The 17,401-nt window shown below is 38.0% G+C and carries 18 protein-coding genes; 7 read left to right on the top strand and 11 right to left on the bottom strand.

The window, feature by feature from the left end:
- The 7 genes from B0186_RS01600 to B0186_RS01570 form a co-directional block, all read left to right on the top strand.
- On the top strand, positions 1–998 hold a 998-nt coding region (locus B0186_RS01600; RefSeq protein WP_143411918.1), incomplete at its 5' end, for an ABC transporter permease.
- Positions 999–1,079: 81 nt separating this feature from the next.
- Positions 1,080–2,456, top strand: coding sequence for a toxin/drug exporter TdeA (gene tdeA, locus B0186_RS01595; RefSeq protein ID WP_078217633.1), 1,377 nt, complete (start codon positions 1,080–1,082; stop codon positions 2,454–2,456).
- Between the two features lie 134 nt (positions 2,457–2,590).
- Positions 2,591–3,385 (top strand): formate/nitrite transporter family protein, encoded by a 795-nt coding sequence (locus B0186_RS01590; protein ID WP_078217632.1) that lies wholly within the window; start codon positions 2,591–2,593, stop codon positions 3,383–3,385.
- A gap of 148 nt (positions 3,386–3,533) precedes the next feature.
- Positions 3,534–4,487 (top strand): thioredoxin-disulfide reductase, encoded by a 954-nt coding sequence (gene trxB, locus B0186_RS01585; RefSeq protein WP_078217631.1) that lies wholly within the window; start codon positions 3,534–3,536, stop codon positions 4,485–4,487.
- 63 nt (positions 4,488–4,550) lie between these two features.
- Complete coding sequence (cydD, locus tag B0186_RS01580; RefSeq protein WP_078217630.1) at positions 4,551–6,314, top strand: heme ABC transporter permease/ATP-binding protein CydD; 1,764 nt, start codon at positions 4,551–4,553, stop codon at positions 6,312–6,314.
- Positions 6,314–8,044, top strand: a complete 1,731-nt coding sequence (cydC, locus tag B0186_RS01575; protein ID WP_078217629.1) for a heme ABC transporter ATP-binding protein/permease CydC — start codon at positions 6,314–6,316, stop codon at positions 8,042–8,044. Before cydD ends, cydC begins: the two co-directional genes overlap by 1 nt.
- Positions 8,045–8,148: 104 nt before the next feature.
- The gene (locus B0186_RS01570) at positions 8,149–8,490 is read left to right on the top strand and encodes a carboxymuconolactone decarboxylase family protein (protein WP_078217628.1); all 342 of its coding nucleotides are present in this window, start codon (positions 8,149–8,151) and stop codon (positions 8,488–8,490) included.
- 168 nt (positions 8,491–8,658) lie between these two features.
- Here the strand turns inward: B0186_RS01570 and B0186_RS12130 are convergent, their stop codons facing one another.
- From B0186_RS12130 to B0186_RS01520, 11 genes are all read right to left on the bottom strand, one after another.
- Positions 8,659–9,006, bottom strand: coding sequence for a TerD family protein (locus B0186_RS12130; protein ID WP_268875268.1), 348 nt, complete (start codon positions 9,004–9,006; stop codon positions 8,659–8,661).
- Position 9,007: 1 nt separating this feature from the next.
- A complete protein-coding gene (locus B0186_RS12125; protein ID WP_268875267.1) occupies positions 9,008–9,241 on the bottom strand; it encodes a TerD family protein in 234 nt (77 codons plus the stop codon).
- Positions 9,242–9,255: 14 nt separating this feature from the next.
- A complete protein-coding gene (locus B0186_RS01560; protein WP_078217627.1) occupies positions 9,256–9,834 on the bottom strand; it encodes a TerD family protein in 579 nt (192 codons plus the stop codon).
- A gap of 15 nt (positions 9,835–9,849) precedes the next feature.
- A complete protein-coding gene (locus B0186_RS01555; protein ID WP_078217626.1) occupies positions 9,850–10,428 on the bottom strand; it encodes a TerD family protein in 579 nt (192 codons plus the stop codon).
- Between the two features lie 34 nt (positions 10,429–10,462).
- Entirely contained in the window at positions 10,463–11,962 is a 1,500-nt protein-coding gene (locus B0186_RS01550; protein ID WP_078217625.1) for a helix-hairpin-helix domain-containing protein, read from the bottom strand.
- The gene (locus B0186_RS01545) at positions 11,959–13,557 is read right to left on the bottom strand and encodes a PP2C family serine/threonine-protein phosphatase (protein WP_078217624.1); all 1,599 of its coding nucleotides are present in this window, start codon (positions 13,555–13,557) and stop codon (positions 11,959–11,961) included. Before B0186_RS01545 ends, B0186_RS01550 begins: the two co-directional genes overlap by 4 nt.
- 3 nt (positions 13,558–13,560) lie before the next feature.
- Positions 13,561–14,592, bottom strand: a complete 1,032-nt coding sequence (locus B0186_RS01540; RefSeq protein WP_078217623.1) for a TerY-C metal binding domain-containing protein — start codon at positions 14,590–14,592, stop codon at positions 13,561–13,563.
- A gap of 8 nt (positions 14,593–14,600) precedes the next feature.
- Entirely contained in the window at positions 14,601–15,239 is a 639-nt protein-coding gene (locus B0186_RS01535) for a vWA domain-containing protein (RefSeq protein ID WP_078217622.1), read from the bottom strand.
- 72 nt (positions 15,240–15,311) lie between these two features.
- Positions 15,312–15,950: a vWA domain-containing protein gene (locus B0186_RS01530; RefSeq protein ID WP_078217621.1), complete on the bottom strand. Its 639-nt coding sequence runs from the start codon at positions 15,948–15,950 to the stop codon at positions 15,312–15,314.
- Between the two features lie 28 nt (positions 15,951–15,978).
- Positions 15,979–16,347, bottom strand: coding sequence for a stress protein, tellurium resistance protein TerZ (locus tag B0186_RS01525; RefSeq protein ID WP_078217620.1), 369 nt, complete (start codon positions 16,345–16,347; stop codon positions 15,979–15,981).
- Positions 16,348–16,356: 9 nt separating this feature from the next.
- On the bottom strand, positions 16,357–17,361 hold the full coding sequence (locus tag B0186_RS01520; protein ID WP_078217619.1) for a TerC family protein: 1,005 nt from the start codon (positions 17,359–17,361) through the stop codon (positions 16,357–16,359).
- Between the last annotated feature and the right edge of the window lie 40 nt (positions 17,362–17,401).

The following is a 17,401-nucleotide window of genomic DNA, read 5'->3' as shown; positions in this document are numbered from 1 at the left end:
TTTCGAACAGGTGTGGTGATAGACGAGCGCCACATATGCAAAATCTTACCGTTGAAGATTCTAATATCCTCTCTAAACAAAGTTATATTGTTAGTAGCACGCCGAATAGTGCTGTCAATGGCATTTTAACTTATGGCAATCAAAACTTTACAGCGCAAGTGCGTGGTGTGGGTGAGCAATTTTTTAATGTCAAAGGCTTGCGTTTAAAACAGGGAGTTTTTTTTAGCGAAAATGATGTTAAAAATAATCAACAAGTGGCAGTAATAGATGAAAACACCTTAAAACAAGTTTTTAACGGCGAAAATCCACTTGGTAAGATTTTTATGATCAATAAAAAACCATTGCGAATAATAGGCGTAGCAGCTACGTCAAACAATATGGGAATGACTAGTAATAGCTTGAATATCTATATTCCTTACACCACAGCAATGAATAAGATTTCAAGCAATACCAAAATTGATTCAATTACGGTAAAAATACAAGATGAAATTAATTCCGTTATTGCTGAAAAAAGCCTGACTCATTTACTTACTGTACGCCATGGCAAAAAAGACTTTTTTGTTATGAATACAGATACGATCAAACAAAGTATCGAAAGTACAACAAATACGATGAGAATTCTTATTTCTTCCATTGCTTTAATTTCATTGGTTGTAGGTGGAATTGGCGTTATGAATATTATGTTGGTCTCAGTAACAGAACGAACCAAAGAAATTGGCGTAAGAATGGCGATTGGAGCACGGCAGTTTAATATTCTGCAACAATTTTTAATTGAGGCTATTTTGATTTGCTTAATTGATGGAATAACGGGAATTTTACTTTCTCTTGTATTAGGTACGTTATTTAACATGGTTATGACTGATTTTACGATGATATTCTCCACATCCTCGATCATTACAGCCGTTATTTGTTCAACTTTGATCGGCATAATTTTCGGCTATATGCCGGCTAAAAATGCCTCTAAATTAAACCCGATCAACGCATTAGCACATGAATAAAATCATGATAAAATTTGTGTAAAACTGCGGTAGAAAATACCGCACTTTTTCTGTTTATATAAGATTAAATAAGGAAAACTTATGTTCAAACTTTCTAAAATTACTTTTGCCTTAGTAATGTCAAGCGCCCTAATTAGTTGCGCCAATATTGATGATAGTTACCAAACGGCTCAGCAAGATTTTCAACAATATGAAGAACTCACTCAACAATATAATATTCAGGAAAATTGGTGGACACTATACAACGATGCACAACTTAACCAAGTTGTTACTCAAGCCTTAGCAAATAATAAAGATCTTGCAAAAGCTGCTATTGCCGTTAATACAGCGCTGTATAATGCCAACCTAGTTGGTGCAAATTTAGTGCCGAATTTTACCAACCAAACAGGTGTTAATGCTTCTGCCGTAAAAAATATCAATGAAGGGGGAAATTCCCGAATTACTCATGGTGGCTCACTCAATATTAGCTACACCTTAGATTTATGGCGTCGCTTAGCGGATAAAGCATCAGCTGCGGAATGGACGCACTCTGCTACACAGCAAGATTTACAAGCAACCAAGCTGTCTTTAATCAATTCTGTTGTCACAACTTACTATCAACTTGCTTATTTGAACGATGCTATTGACGTAACAAACCAAACTATTAATTACTATATGCAAATTAATCGCATTATGCAGAATAAATTCCAGCAAGGTATCGCTGATCGAGCTAGCTCTGATCAAGCTCAACAAGCTGTACTTAGAGCTCGTAATAATCTGATTAATTATCAAACACAGAAAAAAGTGGCGGAAACCACTCTACGTAATTTACTGAATTTGAAACCAAACGAAGATCTGAAGATTAAAACACCAAGTATTTTGGGAGTAAAAAGTGCGGAAGTAAATTTAAATGTTCCTTTATCAACCATTGCCAATCGTCCTGATATCAAAGGTGCTCAATATCGCCTAAATAGTGCATTTAAAAATGCGAAATCAATGCAAAAAAGCTGGTTCCCTTCTATTACAATAGGCGCGGGACTCTCATCAAGCGGTAATAAAATTGATAATGCCTTTAATGTACCTATGGCAGCTGGTACAGTAGCAATAAACTTACCTTTCTTAAACTGGAATACAGTAAAATGGAATGTCAAAATTTCTGAAGCAGCTTATGAAAATGCAAGGCTTAATTTTGAACAAAGTATTACCAAAGCCTTAAATGAAATCGATAGTCGCTATTTTTCTTACGGCCAAGCCAAAGAAAATTTTGCTAATTTACAAGAAACCTATAACTACAATAAACGCATCACACAATACTATAAAAATCGTTATGATGCAGGCATTTCAGAATTAAGGGAATGGCTAAATGCTGCGAATACAGAAAAATCCTCTCAACTTGCTATTTTGAATGCCAAATACAGCTTAATTCAAAGCCAAAATGCAATTTATAGCGCTATGGGCGGATATTATTCAGCTAAATAACATTCTTGAGGTGGGCAATGCTCACCTCATTTTTTCTCTCCAGTTATAAAATATAACCAAGGGTTATTTCTTTTTTCTCATCAACTTAGCTACATTCTACTCCATGTTTTTTCAATATTTACAGGGGTATGCTTATGCAAAATAGAGATCTTTATCCTTTTGAAATTCTTCAAGAAGTTATTGATAAGAGTTCAGCAAAATCTAATAGCAGTATAAAAATGTTAGCTATTCTCAGTTTCCTTGGAGGTGGCTACGTCGGCTTTGGTTATTTAGCTTATTTGCGTGTTGTCAGTGGCATTCCAGCGGATTGGGGAGGAATTGCAAATTTACTCGGCGCCATGGTCTTCCCTATTTGTTTAATCTGTATATTGATTGGTGGTGGGGAGCTGGCGACTGGGAACATGATGATGATGGCTTTAGGTAAATTTACTCATCGAGTTAATTTTCGTAAGTTATTGAGAAACTGGATCATTGTAAGCCTTGGTAACCTAGCTGGTGCTGTTACCATTGCATTTTTCTTAGGTCATTATGTGGGACTAAGTGAAGGTATTGCCACAGCAAAAACTATGGCTATTGCAGAAGCCAAAGTCAATATGGACTTTGGGCGTGCATTTATATCAGCCATCGCTTGTAACTGGATGGTTTGTATGGGAATTTGGTTCTATTTTGGGGCAAAACAAACCTCTGGACGAATTTTAGCTATGTGGTTCCCTGTCATGACCTTCGTTCTTATTGGGTTACAACATTTTGTTGCGAACATGTTTATTATTACAGCTGGGATCTGGGCTGGTGCCGATGTAACTTGGGGACAATTCTTTTTTAACATGATCCCAGTATTTTTAGGCAATGTGACTGGTGGAGCAACCTTTGTTGGAGCCTCTTATTTATTCGCCTATAAACATTTACTCAAAGACGATTATCAAATTTAACCGCACTTAAGATACAACATCCATTAAACTAGGATAAATGCCCTATATCATTGGTATAGGGCCTCTATTTAGTTATAGATTTAATTCTTGAAATCTCTATAATAAGCGCATCTACAATTCCGTAACATTTCACCAACAAGGATTTTTTATGTCTGAGATTAAACATAGTCAACTACTTATTTTAGGATCTGGACCTGCTGGCTATACAGCAGCGATTTATGCGGCAAGAGCAAACTTAAAACCTGTATTAGTGACAGGGTTACAACAAGGTGGTCAATTAACCACCACGACCGAAATTGAAAACTGGCCTGGCGATTTTGGCGATACAACAGGCCCCGAGTTAATGCAAAGAATGTTACAACATGCGGAGAAGTTTGATACTGAAATCCTATTCGATCATATCAATAAAGTGGATTTATCTGAGCGCCCATTCAAACTCTTTGGCGATGTTGGAACTTATAGCTGTGATGCTCTCATCATTGCCACTGGTGCATCTGCTCGCTATTTAGGTTTACCATCAGAAGAAGCATACAAAGGCCGTGGCGTTTCTGCTTGCGCAACCTGTGATGGTTTCTTTTATCGCAATAAGCCTGTTGCCGTTGTTGGCGGTGGTAACACTGCTGTAGAAGAAGCCTTATACCTTGCTAATATAGCCTCTGAAGTTCATTTAATTCATCGCCGTGATACTTTCCGTGCAGAAAAAATCTTAATTGATCGCTTAAACAAAAAAGTGGAAGAAGGAAAAATTGTCCTGCATACCAACCGCACTTTAGATGAAGTTTTAGGCGATAACATGGGCGTAACAGGTGTTCGTTTAAAAGATACACAAACAGAAAGTTTTGAAGAACTCAAATTAGAAGGTGCATTTATTGCTATTGGTCATGCACCAAACACTGAAATTTTTGCAGGCCAACTTGAGTTAAATAATGGTTATATTGTGGTGAAATCAGGCTTAGAAGGCAACGCAACTGCAACTTCTGTTGAAGGGGTTTTTGCCGCTGGCGATGTCATGGATCACAATTATCGCCAAGCAATTACTTCGGCAGGAACTGGCTGCATGGCGGCATTAGATGCTGAACGCTTTTTAGATGCACAAAAATAATTAAACTTGTTGTATTGGGGCGAATTATTCGCCCCACAAATATTTAAATAACTTCTGGAAACAATGGAAAAATCACGCCAAAAGTACCTTTTCAAATGGCTACATCAACAACAAAAGCCGATCAAAAAGCTGCTTGCACTTAATATTATCCTTGCAACTATTTCTTCTATTATTTTAGTTGCGCAAACCTATATTTTAAGCTACCTACTTCATCAACTCATTATTTTAAATACAGAACGCAGCGAATTACTACCGCACTTTTTAGCGCTGATTATTGGCTTTGCGCTACGAGGTTTGATTTTATGGGCAAGGGAAAAAGTGGGCTTTAAGTGCGGTCAACAATTGCGCCATCATATTCGCCAGCAAATTTTCCACAAAATACATCAAGCTGGCCCAGCGATGATCAACCAAAAATCTGCAGGAAGTTGGGCAACATTAATGCTAGAACAAGTAGAAAACCTACATAATTTTTATGCTCGTTTCCTACCACAACAAGCCCTTTCCGCTATTGTCCCTGTTGTAATTTTAATCGCTGTTTTTCCGCTAAACTGGGCAGCTGGATTAATCTTGGCGCTTACTGCTCCACTCATTCCTATTTTTATGATTTTAGCTGGCTTAGCAGCAGCGGATAGTAGCCAAAAAAATATGTCTGCTTTAGCTAAATTGAGTGGACAATTTTTAGATCGTTTACGTGGATTAGAAACCTTACGCCTTTTTAATAAAACGAAAGAACAAACTGAACATATTGAAGAAAGCACTGAAGATTTTCGTGAAACTACGATGACAGTGTTAAAAATGGCATTTTTATCCTCTGCCGTCTTAGAGTTTTTTACTTCTATTTCCATTGCATTAATGGCGGTTTATTTTGGATTTAGCTATTTAGGGCAAATTACTTTTGGTACGTATAGCACTGAATTGACTTTGTTTGTGGGTTTCTTCTGCTTAATTCTTGCCCCTGAATTTTATCAACCACTACGTGATCTAGGTACTTATTATCATGATCGTGCAGCAGGAATTGGTGCTGCTGATGAAATCGTAAAATTCTTAGAGCAAGAAGTTAATTCACAACAATATGAAAAAAGCCAGCTTGTTGATCCTAAAAGTGCGGTAGCAATTACAGCAGAAAATCTTATTGCACTTTCACCACAAGGCAATCCTTTAACCGCACCACTAAACTTCAGTTTAAGTGCGAAAAGTCATACGGCTTTAGTGGGACAAAGTGGTGCAGGTAAAACGACATTAATTAATGTATTACTCGGTTTCTTAAATTATCAAGGAAGCCTGAAAATTAATGGTATCGAATTACGAGAATTATCCCTAAACGAATGGCGTAAAAACATTGCTTGGGTAGGACAAAATCCATTGCTATTGCAAGGTACTATTAAAGAGAACTTACTTTTAGGGGATATTCAAGCCACGGATGAGCAAATTGCTCAAGCCTTAGAACAAGCACAAGCAAAATCTTTCTGCGATCAACTTGGGCTTGATTTCTTAATTAAAGAAGGCGGAATTGGTTTATCTGTTGGGCAAGCACAACGCCTTGCTATTGCACGTTCATTACTACGTCAAGGCAATCTATTACTACTTGATGAGCCAACAGCTAGTCTTGATGCACAATCTGAAAATGCCGTTTTACAGGCATTACAACAAATTAGCCAGCATCAAACCACTTTAATGATCACGCATCGAATTGAAGATCTTAAACAATGTGATCAGATTTTAGTTATGCAGCAAGGTCAAATTGTACAACAAGGGCATTTTGAACAACTAAAACAAGAAGGCTTCTTTGCAGAACTTTTAGCTCAACGAAAACAGGATATTCAATAATGCGAGCTTTACTTCCTTTTATTCGCTTATTTTCACACGCTAAATTTACCCTCATTTTAGGGGGGATATTAATGATTGCAGGCCTGGCATCAAGCATCGGTTTATTAACCCTTTCTGGCTGGTTTCTTGCTGCAACGGCTTTAGCTGGCATTGGTGCATTGTTTAATTTCTTCTACCCTTCTTCAAGCGTTAGAGGCTTGGCTATTGGGCGGACTGTGACCCGTTATTTTGAAAAAGTTGTCACTCATGATGCCACTTTCCGAGTGCTTGCAAAATTGCGAGTACAAGTCTTTAGTAAATTGATTCCTTTAAGCCCAGCAGTGCTTAATCGTTATCGCAACAGTGATTTGCTAAATCGCCTAGTGGCAGATGTAGATGCTTTAGATACATTATATTTACGCCTTATTGCGCCTTTTATTAGTGCGGTAACTGTCATTGCTTTTATTACTATCGGCTTAAGTTTATTTAATGTTTCTATCGCCCTATTTCTCGGTGCAAGTTTATTACTGCTGCTTTTAATTGTACCTGCGATTTTTTATCAGCTAGGGCGCAAGTTTGGTGCTAAATTAACGCAATCTCGCTCAGTTTATCGTACTTATTTTATTGAGTTTATTCAGTCACAGGCCGAGCTTTTGCTCTTTAATGCTGCTGTTAGCTCAAAGGAAAAATTGAAAGAAATTGAACTAGAATGGCAATCCTATCAACAACGAGAAACAAATTTAGCTGGATTATCCACCGCACTTGTGGTTTTTGCTAATGGTTTACTTGTTACTATAACCCTTTGGTTTGCAGCAAAAGCTCAATTTTCTATTGATGACTATCACAGTGCTTTTATTGCGCTATTTGCCTTCGCTGCACTTGCCTCATTTGAAATTCTTATGCCGATTGGTGCTGCATTCTTGCATATTGGACAAGTGATTTCATCTGCAGAACGTATTAATGAACTTCTGGATCAACAGCCCTTGGTACAATTTGATAGCGATAAGATTTTACAAAACAATGAACAGCCGCTTATTCAATTAAAAAAAGTAAATTTCTCTTATCCAGAACGTAATGATATGGCATTGCAACAAATTGATTTAACCATTCAATCAGGGCAAAAAATTGCGATTTTAGGAAAAACAGGAAGTGGTAAATCTAGCTTATTGCAATTATTAGTGCGTAATTACGATTGTAATCAAGGCGAACTTTTACTTGCAGGTGAGCCAATCCAAGTTTATAGCGAAGAAACTCTACGCAACAATATTTGTTTGCTCACTCAACGAGTACATATTTTTAGCGATACTTTGCGCAATAATCTACAAATTGCAAGCCAGCAACAAATTGAAGATGAAAAAATGCGCCACATTCTGCAACAAGTGGGCTTGGAGAAATTACTTCAGCAAGATCAAGGGCTGGATTTATGGTTAGGCGATGGCGGACGTCCTTTATCTGGAGGCGAACAGCGTCGTTTAGGATTGGCTAGAGTGTTATTAAATGATGCACCAATTATCCTGCTTGATGAACCAACAGAGGGATTGGATCGTGATACTGAACGCCATATTCTGAATTTATTGTTTACACATTGTCAAAATAAAACGCTGATTATGGTAACTCACCGTTTAACTGCCATTGAGCAATTTGATTTACTTTGTGTGATTGATAATGGACATTTGGTTGAACAAGGTCATTACAGCGAACTCATTCAACAAGAAAAAGGCTATTTTAAACAGCTTATCGAACGCATTTAAATTTGAAAACTTTTTAAAATTACACCGCTCTTTTGTGGCAATTTTGTCATAAAAGAAAGGTTAATACTATAAAACAAAACGTTATTAACAAAGAGGACATTCTTATGACAACATTTACAGATTGGAAAGAGCATACAGCTCATGTTAAAAAATCTTTCGGCGAATTAGGTAAAGCACATCCTAAAATGCTACAAGCTTATATCGGCTTAGATCAAGCTGCGGCGGCGGAAGCACTTGATGAAAAAACTCGTGAACTTATTGCTATTGCTGTAGCCATTACTACACGTTGCGAAAGCTGTATTAGCGTGCACGCAGAAAAAGCGGCTAAAGCAGGCGCAACTGATAGCGAAATTGCGGGTGCATTAGCAACGGCAATCGCGCTAAATGCAGGAGCAGCTTACACTTATGCATTACGTGCATTGGAAGCAGTGAAAGAACAAAGTTAAAACATAAAAGTAGAAAGCTCAGATTTTGCTCTTGGCTTTTGCTATGTTAAAGGTGGACAATATGACAAATTTCTCTCGACAAAAACGTGATAAAACCTAAACCCACATATCTTTATAAAGAAAGTTAAAAGAGCCACTATCCGATGGATAAGGCTCTTATTTGTTTATTTAAAGATGAGGAATAATACCCGTAAGTAAATCTGCAACTGTTCTACCATAGCCATTTTCACCAATGGCATGCATTTTCCATTCACCATTATGACGATAAACTTTAGCCATAATTTGTGCAGTATGAGAACCTTGTGCTGATAGGTTATAACGAGCGATTTCCTTATTATTCGATCCATTCACAATGCGACAATAGGCATTACTAACCTTCTCAAAATTTTGTCCAGTAAAATTATTTACAGTAAATACTAACGCAGTAACATAGTTTGGAACTCGATTTAAATCTACGATAATTTGTTCATCATCGCCATCTCCATCGCCTGTACGGTTATCACCAGTGTGTTTAATACTACCATCTTTGGCTTGTTAATTGACGAAACCAAACAACATCAACTCGTTCTTTTTTGTCATTAAATAGTAAACACGACGCATCTAAGTCAATGCTATTGTTACTTCCGAATAGCCCGAATAATCCCCCTTTTTTAGCTGCATCCCAACCAAGTCCCATAATGATACGAGTAAGCGTTTGCCCTGCTTCTTTTTCTAAAGAGATTTTTTGCCCTTTTTGTAAACTAATTGCCATTTTTTTATTCCTTTTTATCCCAAAACTACACCATATTGCTGACATAGTCCTAATAGACCGCCAGATAACCCTTGTCCTATAGCTCTAAATTTCCACTCTCCATTATGGCGATAAAGTTCACCAAAAATCATCGCAGTTTCGATACTGTAATCTTCAGAAAGATCAAAACGAACAACTTCTCTTCCCGTATCCTGATTAACAAGACGAACAAAAGCATTACGCACTTGTCCGAAATTTTGCTTACGTTCTTCTGCTTGATGAATAGTAACTGTAATAAAAAGTGATTTAACTTGAGGATCAACCGAGCTAAGATTTACTGTCAAAGTTTCATCATCACCATCGCCGTCTCCTGTCAAATTATCGCCAGAGTAAATAATTGATCCGCAAGGTGATTTTGCTTGGTTGTAAAAAACGAAATATCCGTTAGAAGGTACTTTTTCAGTTTCATTAACCATAAAGATGCTAGCATCAAGATCGAAGGGCTGACCATCGGTTGATCTTGCATCCCAACCTAATCCAATAATGACATTTTGTAATCCAGGATCAACTTTATTTAAAGAAATATTTTGACCTTTTTCAAGGGTTAAACTCATATTTTTCTCCTTAATTTAGCCTACATTAACACCATATTGTTGGCATAAGGCATATAAACCTCCAGCATATCCTTGACCAATCGCACGGAATTTCCATTCTCCATTGTGGCGATACACCTCACCAAATACCATTGCAGTTTCTGTGCTGTAATCTTCGGATAAATCAAAGCGAACAACCTCTTCACCCGTCTCATGATTAACTAAGCGAACAAAAGCATTGCTCACTTGACCAAAATTCTGTTTACGAGCATCCGCATCGTGGATCGTCACAGTAACAAATAATGATTTAACACTGGTTTGAACCTGATCTAAACGCACAATCACACTTTCATCGTCGCCGTCTCCATCACCCGTTAAATTATCTCCTGTATGTTCTACAGCACCACAAGGTGAAAGTAGTTGGTTATAAAATATAAAGTGACTATCTGATAGCACTTTGCCATTTTCCCCAACAAGAAATATGCTTGCATCTAAGTCAAAATCTTGCCCATCCGTAGAACGAGCATCCCAGCCCAATCCAATCAGAACATTTTTTAAACTTGGAGCTGTTTTACTTAACGAGACGTTTTGTCCTTTACTTAATGAAATTGCCATTTTTACTCCTTATTTGTATTAATTAAGTAAGAAATTAGTTACCTGCCATTTGTACCATCAACAATCTACCTCCTTCTCCTTTTTGTAGAAGGATTTTGACATCTTGTTCGAGTTTAATTTTTTCACCTATCGGAATAGCAGACTTATTATTTACATCAAACATTTCTGGAAGGTTTTCATTGACTAGCCACCAACTTCCTTGATGTTCAACAAAATACCCTACCCGTTTGGTATCTTCTGTTTTTAATTTTTCATTTGGAAATACTCGATTATCTGAATGCCACTTAAATAGAGATTGACCGCTATAAACCATAATTCGATGATTATCTGGACGATAGCTGCCGTTGGGTGCTGCCGAATAAAGATTAAGAACGGGAAGTTTCCCTTTGTGTGCTGTTCCACAGAATGGGCATTTCGGTTTCGTTGAATTATCAAAGGCATACCATTTCTGCTCACAATCAGGATTGTGGCAAGGCTGTAATAGATCTACAGTTTTAACCAATGCTTGTTCCCATTCATCTGCCGTTGGACGTTGATGAGGATTGTGTAAACTATCAATAAAGGCTCTTTCAAATAATTTACTTAGATAAATACCCGTAACGGTATAAGGAATTTTATCTGTATCCTTCCAAGGCAATTCGCTCGGTTTTAAGCCCTGTGTTTTGATACGGTTGCTTTTATCGATAGGATGCTCAATAAAGAGTGCTTTTTCACCCATTCCAAGCTCTTCATCTCTTTGACTGTCATTTGTATCAAAAACCTTATCTCCCCGAAGCGGATGTCGATAGAGAAGATACATATAGATCAATACAGCCAAAGCATGTAGATCCGTAGTTCTACTTGGAAGCTTACGTTTTGGATCACTTCTATCTAAATATTGCGTGGCTACCACTTCAGGGGCGATAAAATCTGGTGTACCTACAACCGTTGGAGGATGCTTTCCAGGCACGACTAAACCATCAATATCAATCAGGCACGCCTGCCCAGTTGTTGGATCAATTAAACAGTTTTTATAGCCTAAGTCGCTATGGCTTAAACCTGCCATATGCATACGGCGAACGGCTCTAGCCAACATTAAGCATACTTTTAGATGTAACATCCAATCGCCAAGCTCTTTAGGATCAAGAAACTTATTACGGTTACTGCTACTAGCAAACCACTTTCCATCTTTATCCTTTCCTTTAATACCAAGCATATCGTTATTACGACTACCATATTCAAAGAAAAAGCAGTTACGATAAAAAGGGCTCACCACACCTAACTTACCATTATGTTCAACAACGGCTGTTGGCCAGCAAAATAATTTTTTAAGATACTCTCCGCCTTCTTGATTAAAGATACGCTCTCGGTAAGTACCCGTAATTATTTCTAACCGCTCTTTTGTTGCGGGATCAGCAGGCTCACGGAAAAAGGCAACAACATAATCTTTATTGGGAGAGAACATAACATCTTTCATTCCCCCTTGTGCCTTGACCTCATCGACAAATTGGATCATTTCACCATTTGTAGCCGTTAATGTGATAATTTTGCTCACGCCACTCCTCCTTGGTCACTTGCTTTTACCAAGGTAATTTTGATCTGTGAGACTGATATTTCATCTAATGAAATATTAGAGATCTTCTCCTGTAATGCCTCTTTGCTTTCACTTTCTATACAAGCGGTAGCCTCTGCTGAAATATTTACAACTTCTTTTGCAATAGAGTCTGCCTCAACTACGCCATCAATTTTATCCTCTATTGTTTGTGAAATAGTTCCTACAGATTGCTCTTTGTTGTTACGTATTTCTGTATAAATTGATGAGGGAATGAACATAGCGAGTGTACGGTCATCGTGTTCCCCTTTAGAAAAGAAATCTAACCATTCTTCTAATGCTTTTTCTGCCTCTTTATTTACTAAAGGTTCATTCAACTCAACCCAGAATTGTTGCCACTTTTCAGGATTTTGTAACTGAGCATCTGTTTGGAATTTAGGATCAGACACACCATCTGTCATTAGCATTAATAGTGGAGGATAATCTCGAATATCCGTATAAATACGCTTAATAATTTGATCTGAGTTTGCCTCATTTGAGGTTAAAAACTGCGTTTCCCCTGAATATTGACCAGCATCCACTTCACCCAATATTTTTACTTCCGCTTGTGCAGGGCTAAAAATGGCAGAGGCTCCATCACCAATCCAATAACAAGCAGTAAACCAACGGTTGTCGTTCAAAGGCAGGGTAAAAGCGAGTAATAAGGTACAAGAAAGTGATTTCAGCTCTATAGCAGCATCAGTGGCCGTTTTTTGTTGGGCTAAAAATGCCGCTTGTACTGCATTGTTAAAAACACCCTGTGTAACAAATTTGAGACTTTCCTCAGTTAAAAACTCGGGGAATGCTTTGTAACTTTTTTCTGGTAGATTAAGTAATTCAATGACTTTTTCTTTGGCAGCATTAACAGCAACTTTAGAACCTTCTCGAGAAAACTCCGCACTTCCAGCACCATCTGCAACAGCTAAGAAATGAATGCCTGTTGGTTGATGGTAAGCAAGAGCAAAATCATCATCACAACAAGTGCCTTTATGCGCATGAGAACGCCCACGTTGACGAGCAGCAATCAATGTACCTTGCGGCGTATCCATCTTATGGCTGGCATTATCTGGTTTCCAAAAACGACTTTGAGGATCTGATGGAATGTTGTTCCATAGTTTCTTTGGATTTGGGTTGATAAACAGCGTAGATTGAACTGTCGTTCCATCCTCAAGTAAGAATGAAACGATAACTTCGCCACTTTCAGTCGGCATGCCTTCAATGGCCCTTTTCTCTGTATTCCATATTAAGCCACATTCCTTAGAAAAACTGACATCTTTAACGATAAAATCATCACGTTGATAGCAAACGTAAAATTCATCTTGTTTCGCATTCTCTAAATTGATCACTGCTAATTTTGTCTGAACAGGTGTTTTCTCACTAGGCGTCATATACATATTTTGTTCCGTATCTAAGGAAGTTATATTGCTAAATTGATTTGTTAGTTCAACCAAATGACGAACGAGGTATTCATATTGATTGATAAATGCATCAAGCGAATTCGCATCTGCTTTTGCTAACCATTGTTCAAATTGTTTAAAATAATCACTGGCTTTTTGCATCGTTTAACCTCTTGATCGGGTAATATCAAAATCGCCTTCACCACTACTCATATAGAGACTTTGTTGGCAACTAGGGCAAACCACCTCGCCCTCCCCCTCAGTACAAAATATTTGCCCACAATCGCAAACGGACAGCCCAAACGGAGAACCGCAATGTGGGCATCCACCACCACCCCAAAGTTGCGACGCAGCAATTTTGTTGTGGTTTACTCGATGATCTGACCAATCTTCATAATCTTTCTCTGCGGCATAAGTTCCAACATACTGGAATATTGCCTCTCCAAATGAAACATTCTCTATGCGTTCATATTTCATTAAATAAGGCAGTTTAACCTTGCGACAAAGTCCAGTAATAATGGCGTAATTCTCGTCAAGAGCGGTGGCTTCTTCGCTATTTTTTACTAAAGAAACTGCACCGCTTTCTAAAATGTCTTTGTTCAACGAAACTGGAGTGTCTACACCTAATGAGCGACTTTGGCTTAAAATAGAATCTGCAACAGATTCGCAAAGTGCACGATAGACTTGTTCAATATCCGCATCATCTAAACGATAAGTGAGATCACTAATTTCATTTAAGGTAGAAAGATCTGCATACTTTCCTATACCAATATTGATCAGCTTCGCTCTATGCGAATAGCTATTTTTCCAACGAACAATTGCTGAATTAGTGTCATCAGTACTTGCTCCATCTGACATAAAATAAACAAGCGGCTTCCAATCACCTTTTTTCTCGGCAGTGTTGCGAATAATGTCTTTATCTAAACAGTCCATTAGATGATTTAACGCTGTACCAATTGATGTGCCAGAACCAATCGGTAAACGGGGAGGATAAAAACTAACAAGCTCGGTTAAAGGGGCTAATGTTCCAGCTGCACCAGCAAAAGCAATTACCGAGAGATAAACACTTTCTAAGGCGTAAGGGTCACGACGTAGCTGGTTGACTAATCGGCTCATTCCTTCTTGCATTTGGCGGAGATTTTCTCCCACCATACTCTCAGAAATATCAATGACGAGATACACAGGTAAACGACGCATAAAATCTCCTATAACACTATGTTAATTTCTGTTGGAGGAGGAGGAAGGGAACTATTCGCAGGTGCTCCAACGCTAACACTGGTTTGAGCAACAGAAGCTGAAACCCATTGGAAGAATTGTGCAAAACTGTTGGCATCCATCGTATCTAACGACACCACTGTATCAGTCAGTTTCTTTAATACTTTTGGATCAGCTTTGGGGCCAGCAGCACAAGCCACAATGTTGCCAAAATTGAGCGATTTCACTGCTGGAATAGCTTGCTCATAAGCCATCACATCAGAAGGTTTACCATCGGTGAGTAAAATAAGTATAGGACGCCAATCGCCTTTTTGAGTTTCTGTACCTAAAATACGATCTTTTTTTACCGCACTTGCTAACTCTTCCAACATTTTACCTAAGAAGGTCGCCCCACTATCTGGGCAACTAATTGTTGGTAAGATAACGTCTTCAAGTGCGGTTAGAGGTAAAACATTTTTAATCTGATTATCAAAGGTTGAAATAGAGAGATAAACGCTTTCCAATGCATAAGGATTTTGACGCAACGCAGAAAGAAGTGATTGCAAACCAACATTCACTGCTTCTATTGGCTCTCCTTTCATTGAGCCTGAAGTATCAATACAAATATAGGTGAGAAGTCGTCTAGACATAATAAAACCAAATAAACGTTGTAGATGTGGTAGATATAGAAGACGGAAATAACTTCCGCCGTCTAAATAAGGTTAAAGTACAATATTCAGTTCTGCTGGCGGTGGAGGTAATTCACCTAAACCACTTACATCTTTCTTATTTAAGTCAACTTTTTGGCTAGATACCGAAATGGAAGCGGAAACCCATTTAAAGAAAGCTTTGATAGAATTTGCATCTGCTGTATCAAGAGAAACGACACTTTCTGTAATTTGCTTTAACACATTCGTATCCGCACCAGCACCTGCGGCACATGCAACAAAAGTACCTGTTTTTACTGTGCGGATAGCATTGATGCCTTGTTGTAAATCATCGGTAGGTAGACCATCTGAAAGTAAGAACACAACAGGTTTCCAATCTCCCTTCACTTCCGAAGAGCCTTTTTGCACCTCTCTATTGATACAGTCTACAAGTAAACTTAAAGCACCACCCATTGCAGTAACGCCACTCGCTTGTAAATCAGGAATTTGGAAACTCATTAATTCTGTTAATGGTGTCACTTGTTTTGCTGTGGTGTTAAATGTAATCACAGATAAATAAGCTGTTTCCAAAGCATAAGGATCTTGACGTAAAGCTGATACCAACATCTGCAATCCATTTCTAACAGACTCAATTGCCTCGCCCATCATTGAGCCAGAAGTATCTACTAATAAATAAACGGGTAAACGACGCATAATGTTCTCCTAATCAATTCATATATCATCAATAACAAGATTGTGTTGGTAAACCATTCTTACGATTTAATTCTTGAGCGGCCTTACATGCAGATTGAGATTGTTTACCTGCACAGTTCTGATTAAACCAAGAAGTTAGTTGTCTATGTTTATCCGCTTTTTGGTTATAAGCATTCACTTCGTAGCTTGAATATTGATTAACCGAAGTGCGAGATAATTCTTCATCTAACCACTTCGCTTGGTTATAAATTTCCACGCATTGTTCCATTTGTTGATCGCTAATGACAGGGACGTACCCTGTTGTTGAAGATGTTGGTGGAGCGGTATAACGTTGAGCAACCGCTACACTCATAAAACCTAAACAAGCGGTTAAAATTGTTAAATTTTTTACAAACATAAAATATCCTTATTCTTCAGATTTTTTCTCTGGGAAAATGAGTGAAGCAATAACGCCAACTGCTAATGTACCAAGTACAATATAGAGACTCATATTTGGGCTAATATGAATACCTGTATCACCAAGAGCATGATTCCAAGATTGGATACCCATTTTGACACCGATAAAGAAGAGTAAAGCAATAACGGCTTTCTCAAGGTGAACAAGATATTTCGTTAATGCTGCTAAAATAAAGTAAAGACTACGCAAACCAAGAATAGCGAAGATCATTGCCGCATAAACAAGTAGTGGTTCTTGAGTTACCGCAATTACAGCTGGAACGGAGTCAAAGGCAAAAGCAACATCAGAGGTTTCAATTGCCATTAGGCATAGGAATGCGGGTGTAACATAACGTAAACCTTTACGAGTAGTTGAAGCAATCTGTTCTTCTGAAAGTTCGGAATGTTTTACTAAGAAACGATCACCAAATAATTTGGTATAAACGGGCATTACTTTCCCCGTCCAGAGAACACTCCAGTGGTTTGAATAATCTTCAATTTCTTCATCATCATCGCCACTGCTTGCCAACATTTTCCAACCGCTCCAGATTACAAATGCAGCAAAACCAAAACCAATCCAAGGACTTAAAGAGAAAAGAGCGGTTCCAGCAACAACAAAGATTGCTCGGAAGATTAAGGCTCCCACAATTCCCCAGTATAGAATGCGATGTTGTAGTTTTCCTGTGATACCAAAGGATGAAAAAATTGCCATGAATACCATTAGGTTATCTACCGACAAACTTTTCTCTAATACATAACCAGCAAGATAGAGATCGGCATCATTTTTACTAAAGCGAATCCACAAATAGGCATAAAAAGCTAAAGCGAGCCCAATCCAGAAAAGAGACCAAAGTGTCGCATCTTTAACGCTAATTTCTTTGGTATTGCGGTGAGCAAATAAATCGAGGTAAACGGAGAGCAGAATAACGCTGAAAAAAACAATAATTGTTTCGATAGGGAAGCCGAAATGTTCCATTAAATGCATTCCTTAAAAATTTGAATAAACTTCCTTATTG

This window comes from Canicola haemoglobinophilus (genome assembly GCF_002015075.1).
In the GTDB taxonomy this organism is placed as follows: domain Bacteria; phylum Pseudomonadota; class Gammaproteobacteria; order Enterobacterales; family Pasteurellaceae; genus Canicola; species Canicola haemoglobinophilus.
This window is presented reverse-complemented; position numbering and strand designations above follow the sequence as displayed.

Bases quoted from the DNA above. Each gene is read 5' to 3' on its own strand.
- B0186_RS01545 (WP_078217624.1), bottom strand. From the start codon at position 13,557: ATGCAAAAAGCCAGTGATTATTTTAAACAATTTGAACAATGGTTAGCA.
- B0186_RS12125 (WP_268875267.1), bottom strand. From the start codon at position 9,241: ATGGCAATTAGTTTACAAAAAGGGCAAAAAATCTCTTTAGAAAAAGAA.
- B0186_RS01555 (WP_078217626.1), bottom strand. From the start codon at position 10,428: ATGGCAATTTCATTAAGTAAAGGACAAAACGTCTCGTTAAGTAAAACA.
- B0186_RS01590 (WP_078217632.1), top strand. From the start codon at position 2,591: ATGCAAAATAGAGATCTTTATCCTTTTGAAATTCTTCAAGAAGTTATT.
- B0186_RS01530 (WP_078217621.1), bottom strand. From the start codon at position 15,950: ATGCGTCGTTTACCCGTTTATTTATTAGTAGATACTTCTGGCTCAATG.
- B0186_RS01570 (WP_078217628.1), top strand. From the start codon at position 8,149: ATGACAACATTTACAGATTGGAAAGAGCATACAGCTCATGTTAAAAAA.
- B0186_RS01540 (WP_078217623.1), bottom strand. From the start codon at position 14,592: ATGCGTCGTTTACCTGTGTATCTCGTCATTGATATTTCTGAGAGTATG.
- cydD (WP_078217630.1), top strand. From the start codon at position 4,551: ATGGAAAAATCACGCCAAAAGTACCTTTTCAAATGGCTACATCAACAA.
- tdeA (WP_078217633.1), top strand. From the start codon at position 1,080: ATGTTCAAACTTTCTAAAATTACTTTTGCCTTAGTAATGTCAAGCGCC.
- B0186_RS01525 (WP_078217620.1), bottom strand. From the start codon at position 16,347: ATGTTTGTAAAAAATTTAACAATTTTAACCGCTTGTTTAGGTTTTATG.
- B0186_RS01560 (WP_078217627.1), bottom strand. From the start codon at position 9,834: ATGAGTTTAACCCTTGAAAAAGGTCAAAATATTTCTTTAAATAAAGTT.
- cydC (WP_078217629.1), top strand. From the start codon at position 6,314: ATGCGAGCTTTACTTCCTTTTATTCGCTTATTTTCACACGCTAAATTT.
- B0186_RS01520 (WP_078217619.1), bottom strand. From the start codon at position 17,361: ATGGAACATTTCGGCTTCCCTATCGAAACAATTATTGTTTTTTTCAGC.
- trxB (WP_078217631.1), top strand. From the start codon at position 3,534: ATGTCTGAGATTAAACATAGTCAACTACTTATTTTAGGATCTGGACCT.
- B0186_RS01535 (WP_078217622.1), bottom strand. From the start codon at position 15,239: ATGTCTAGACGACTTCTCACCTATATTTGTATTGATACTTCAGGCTCA.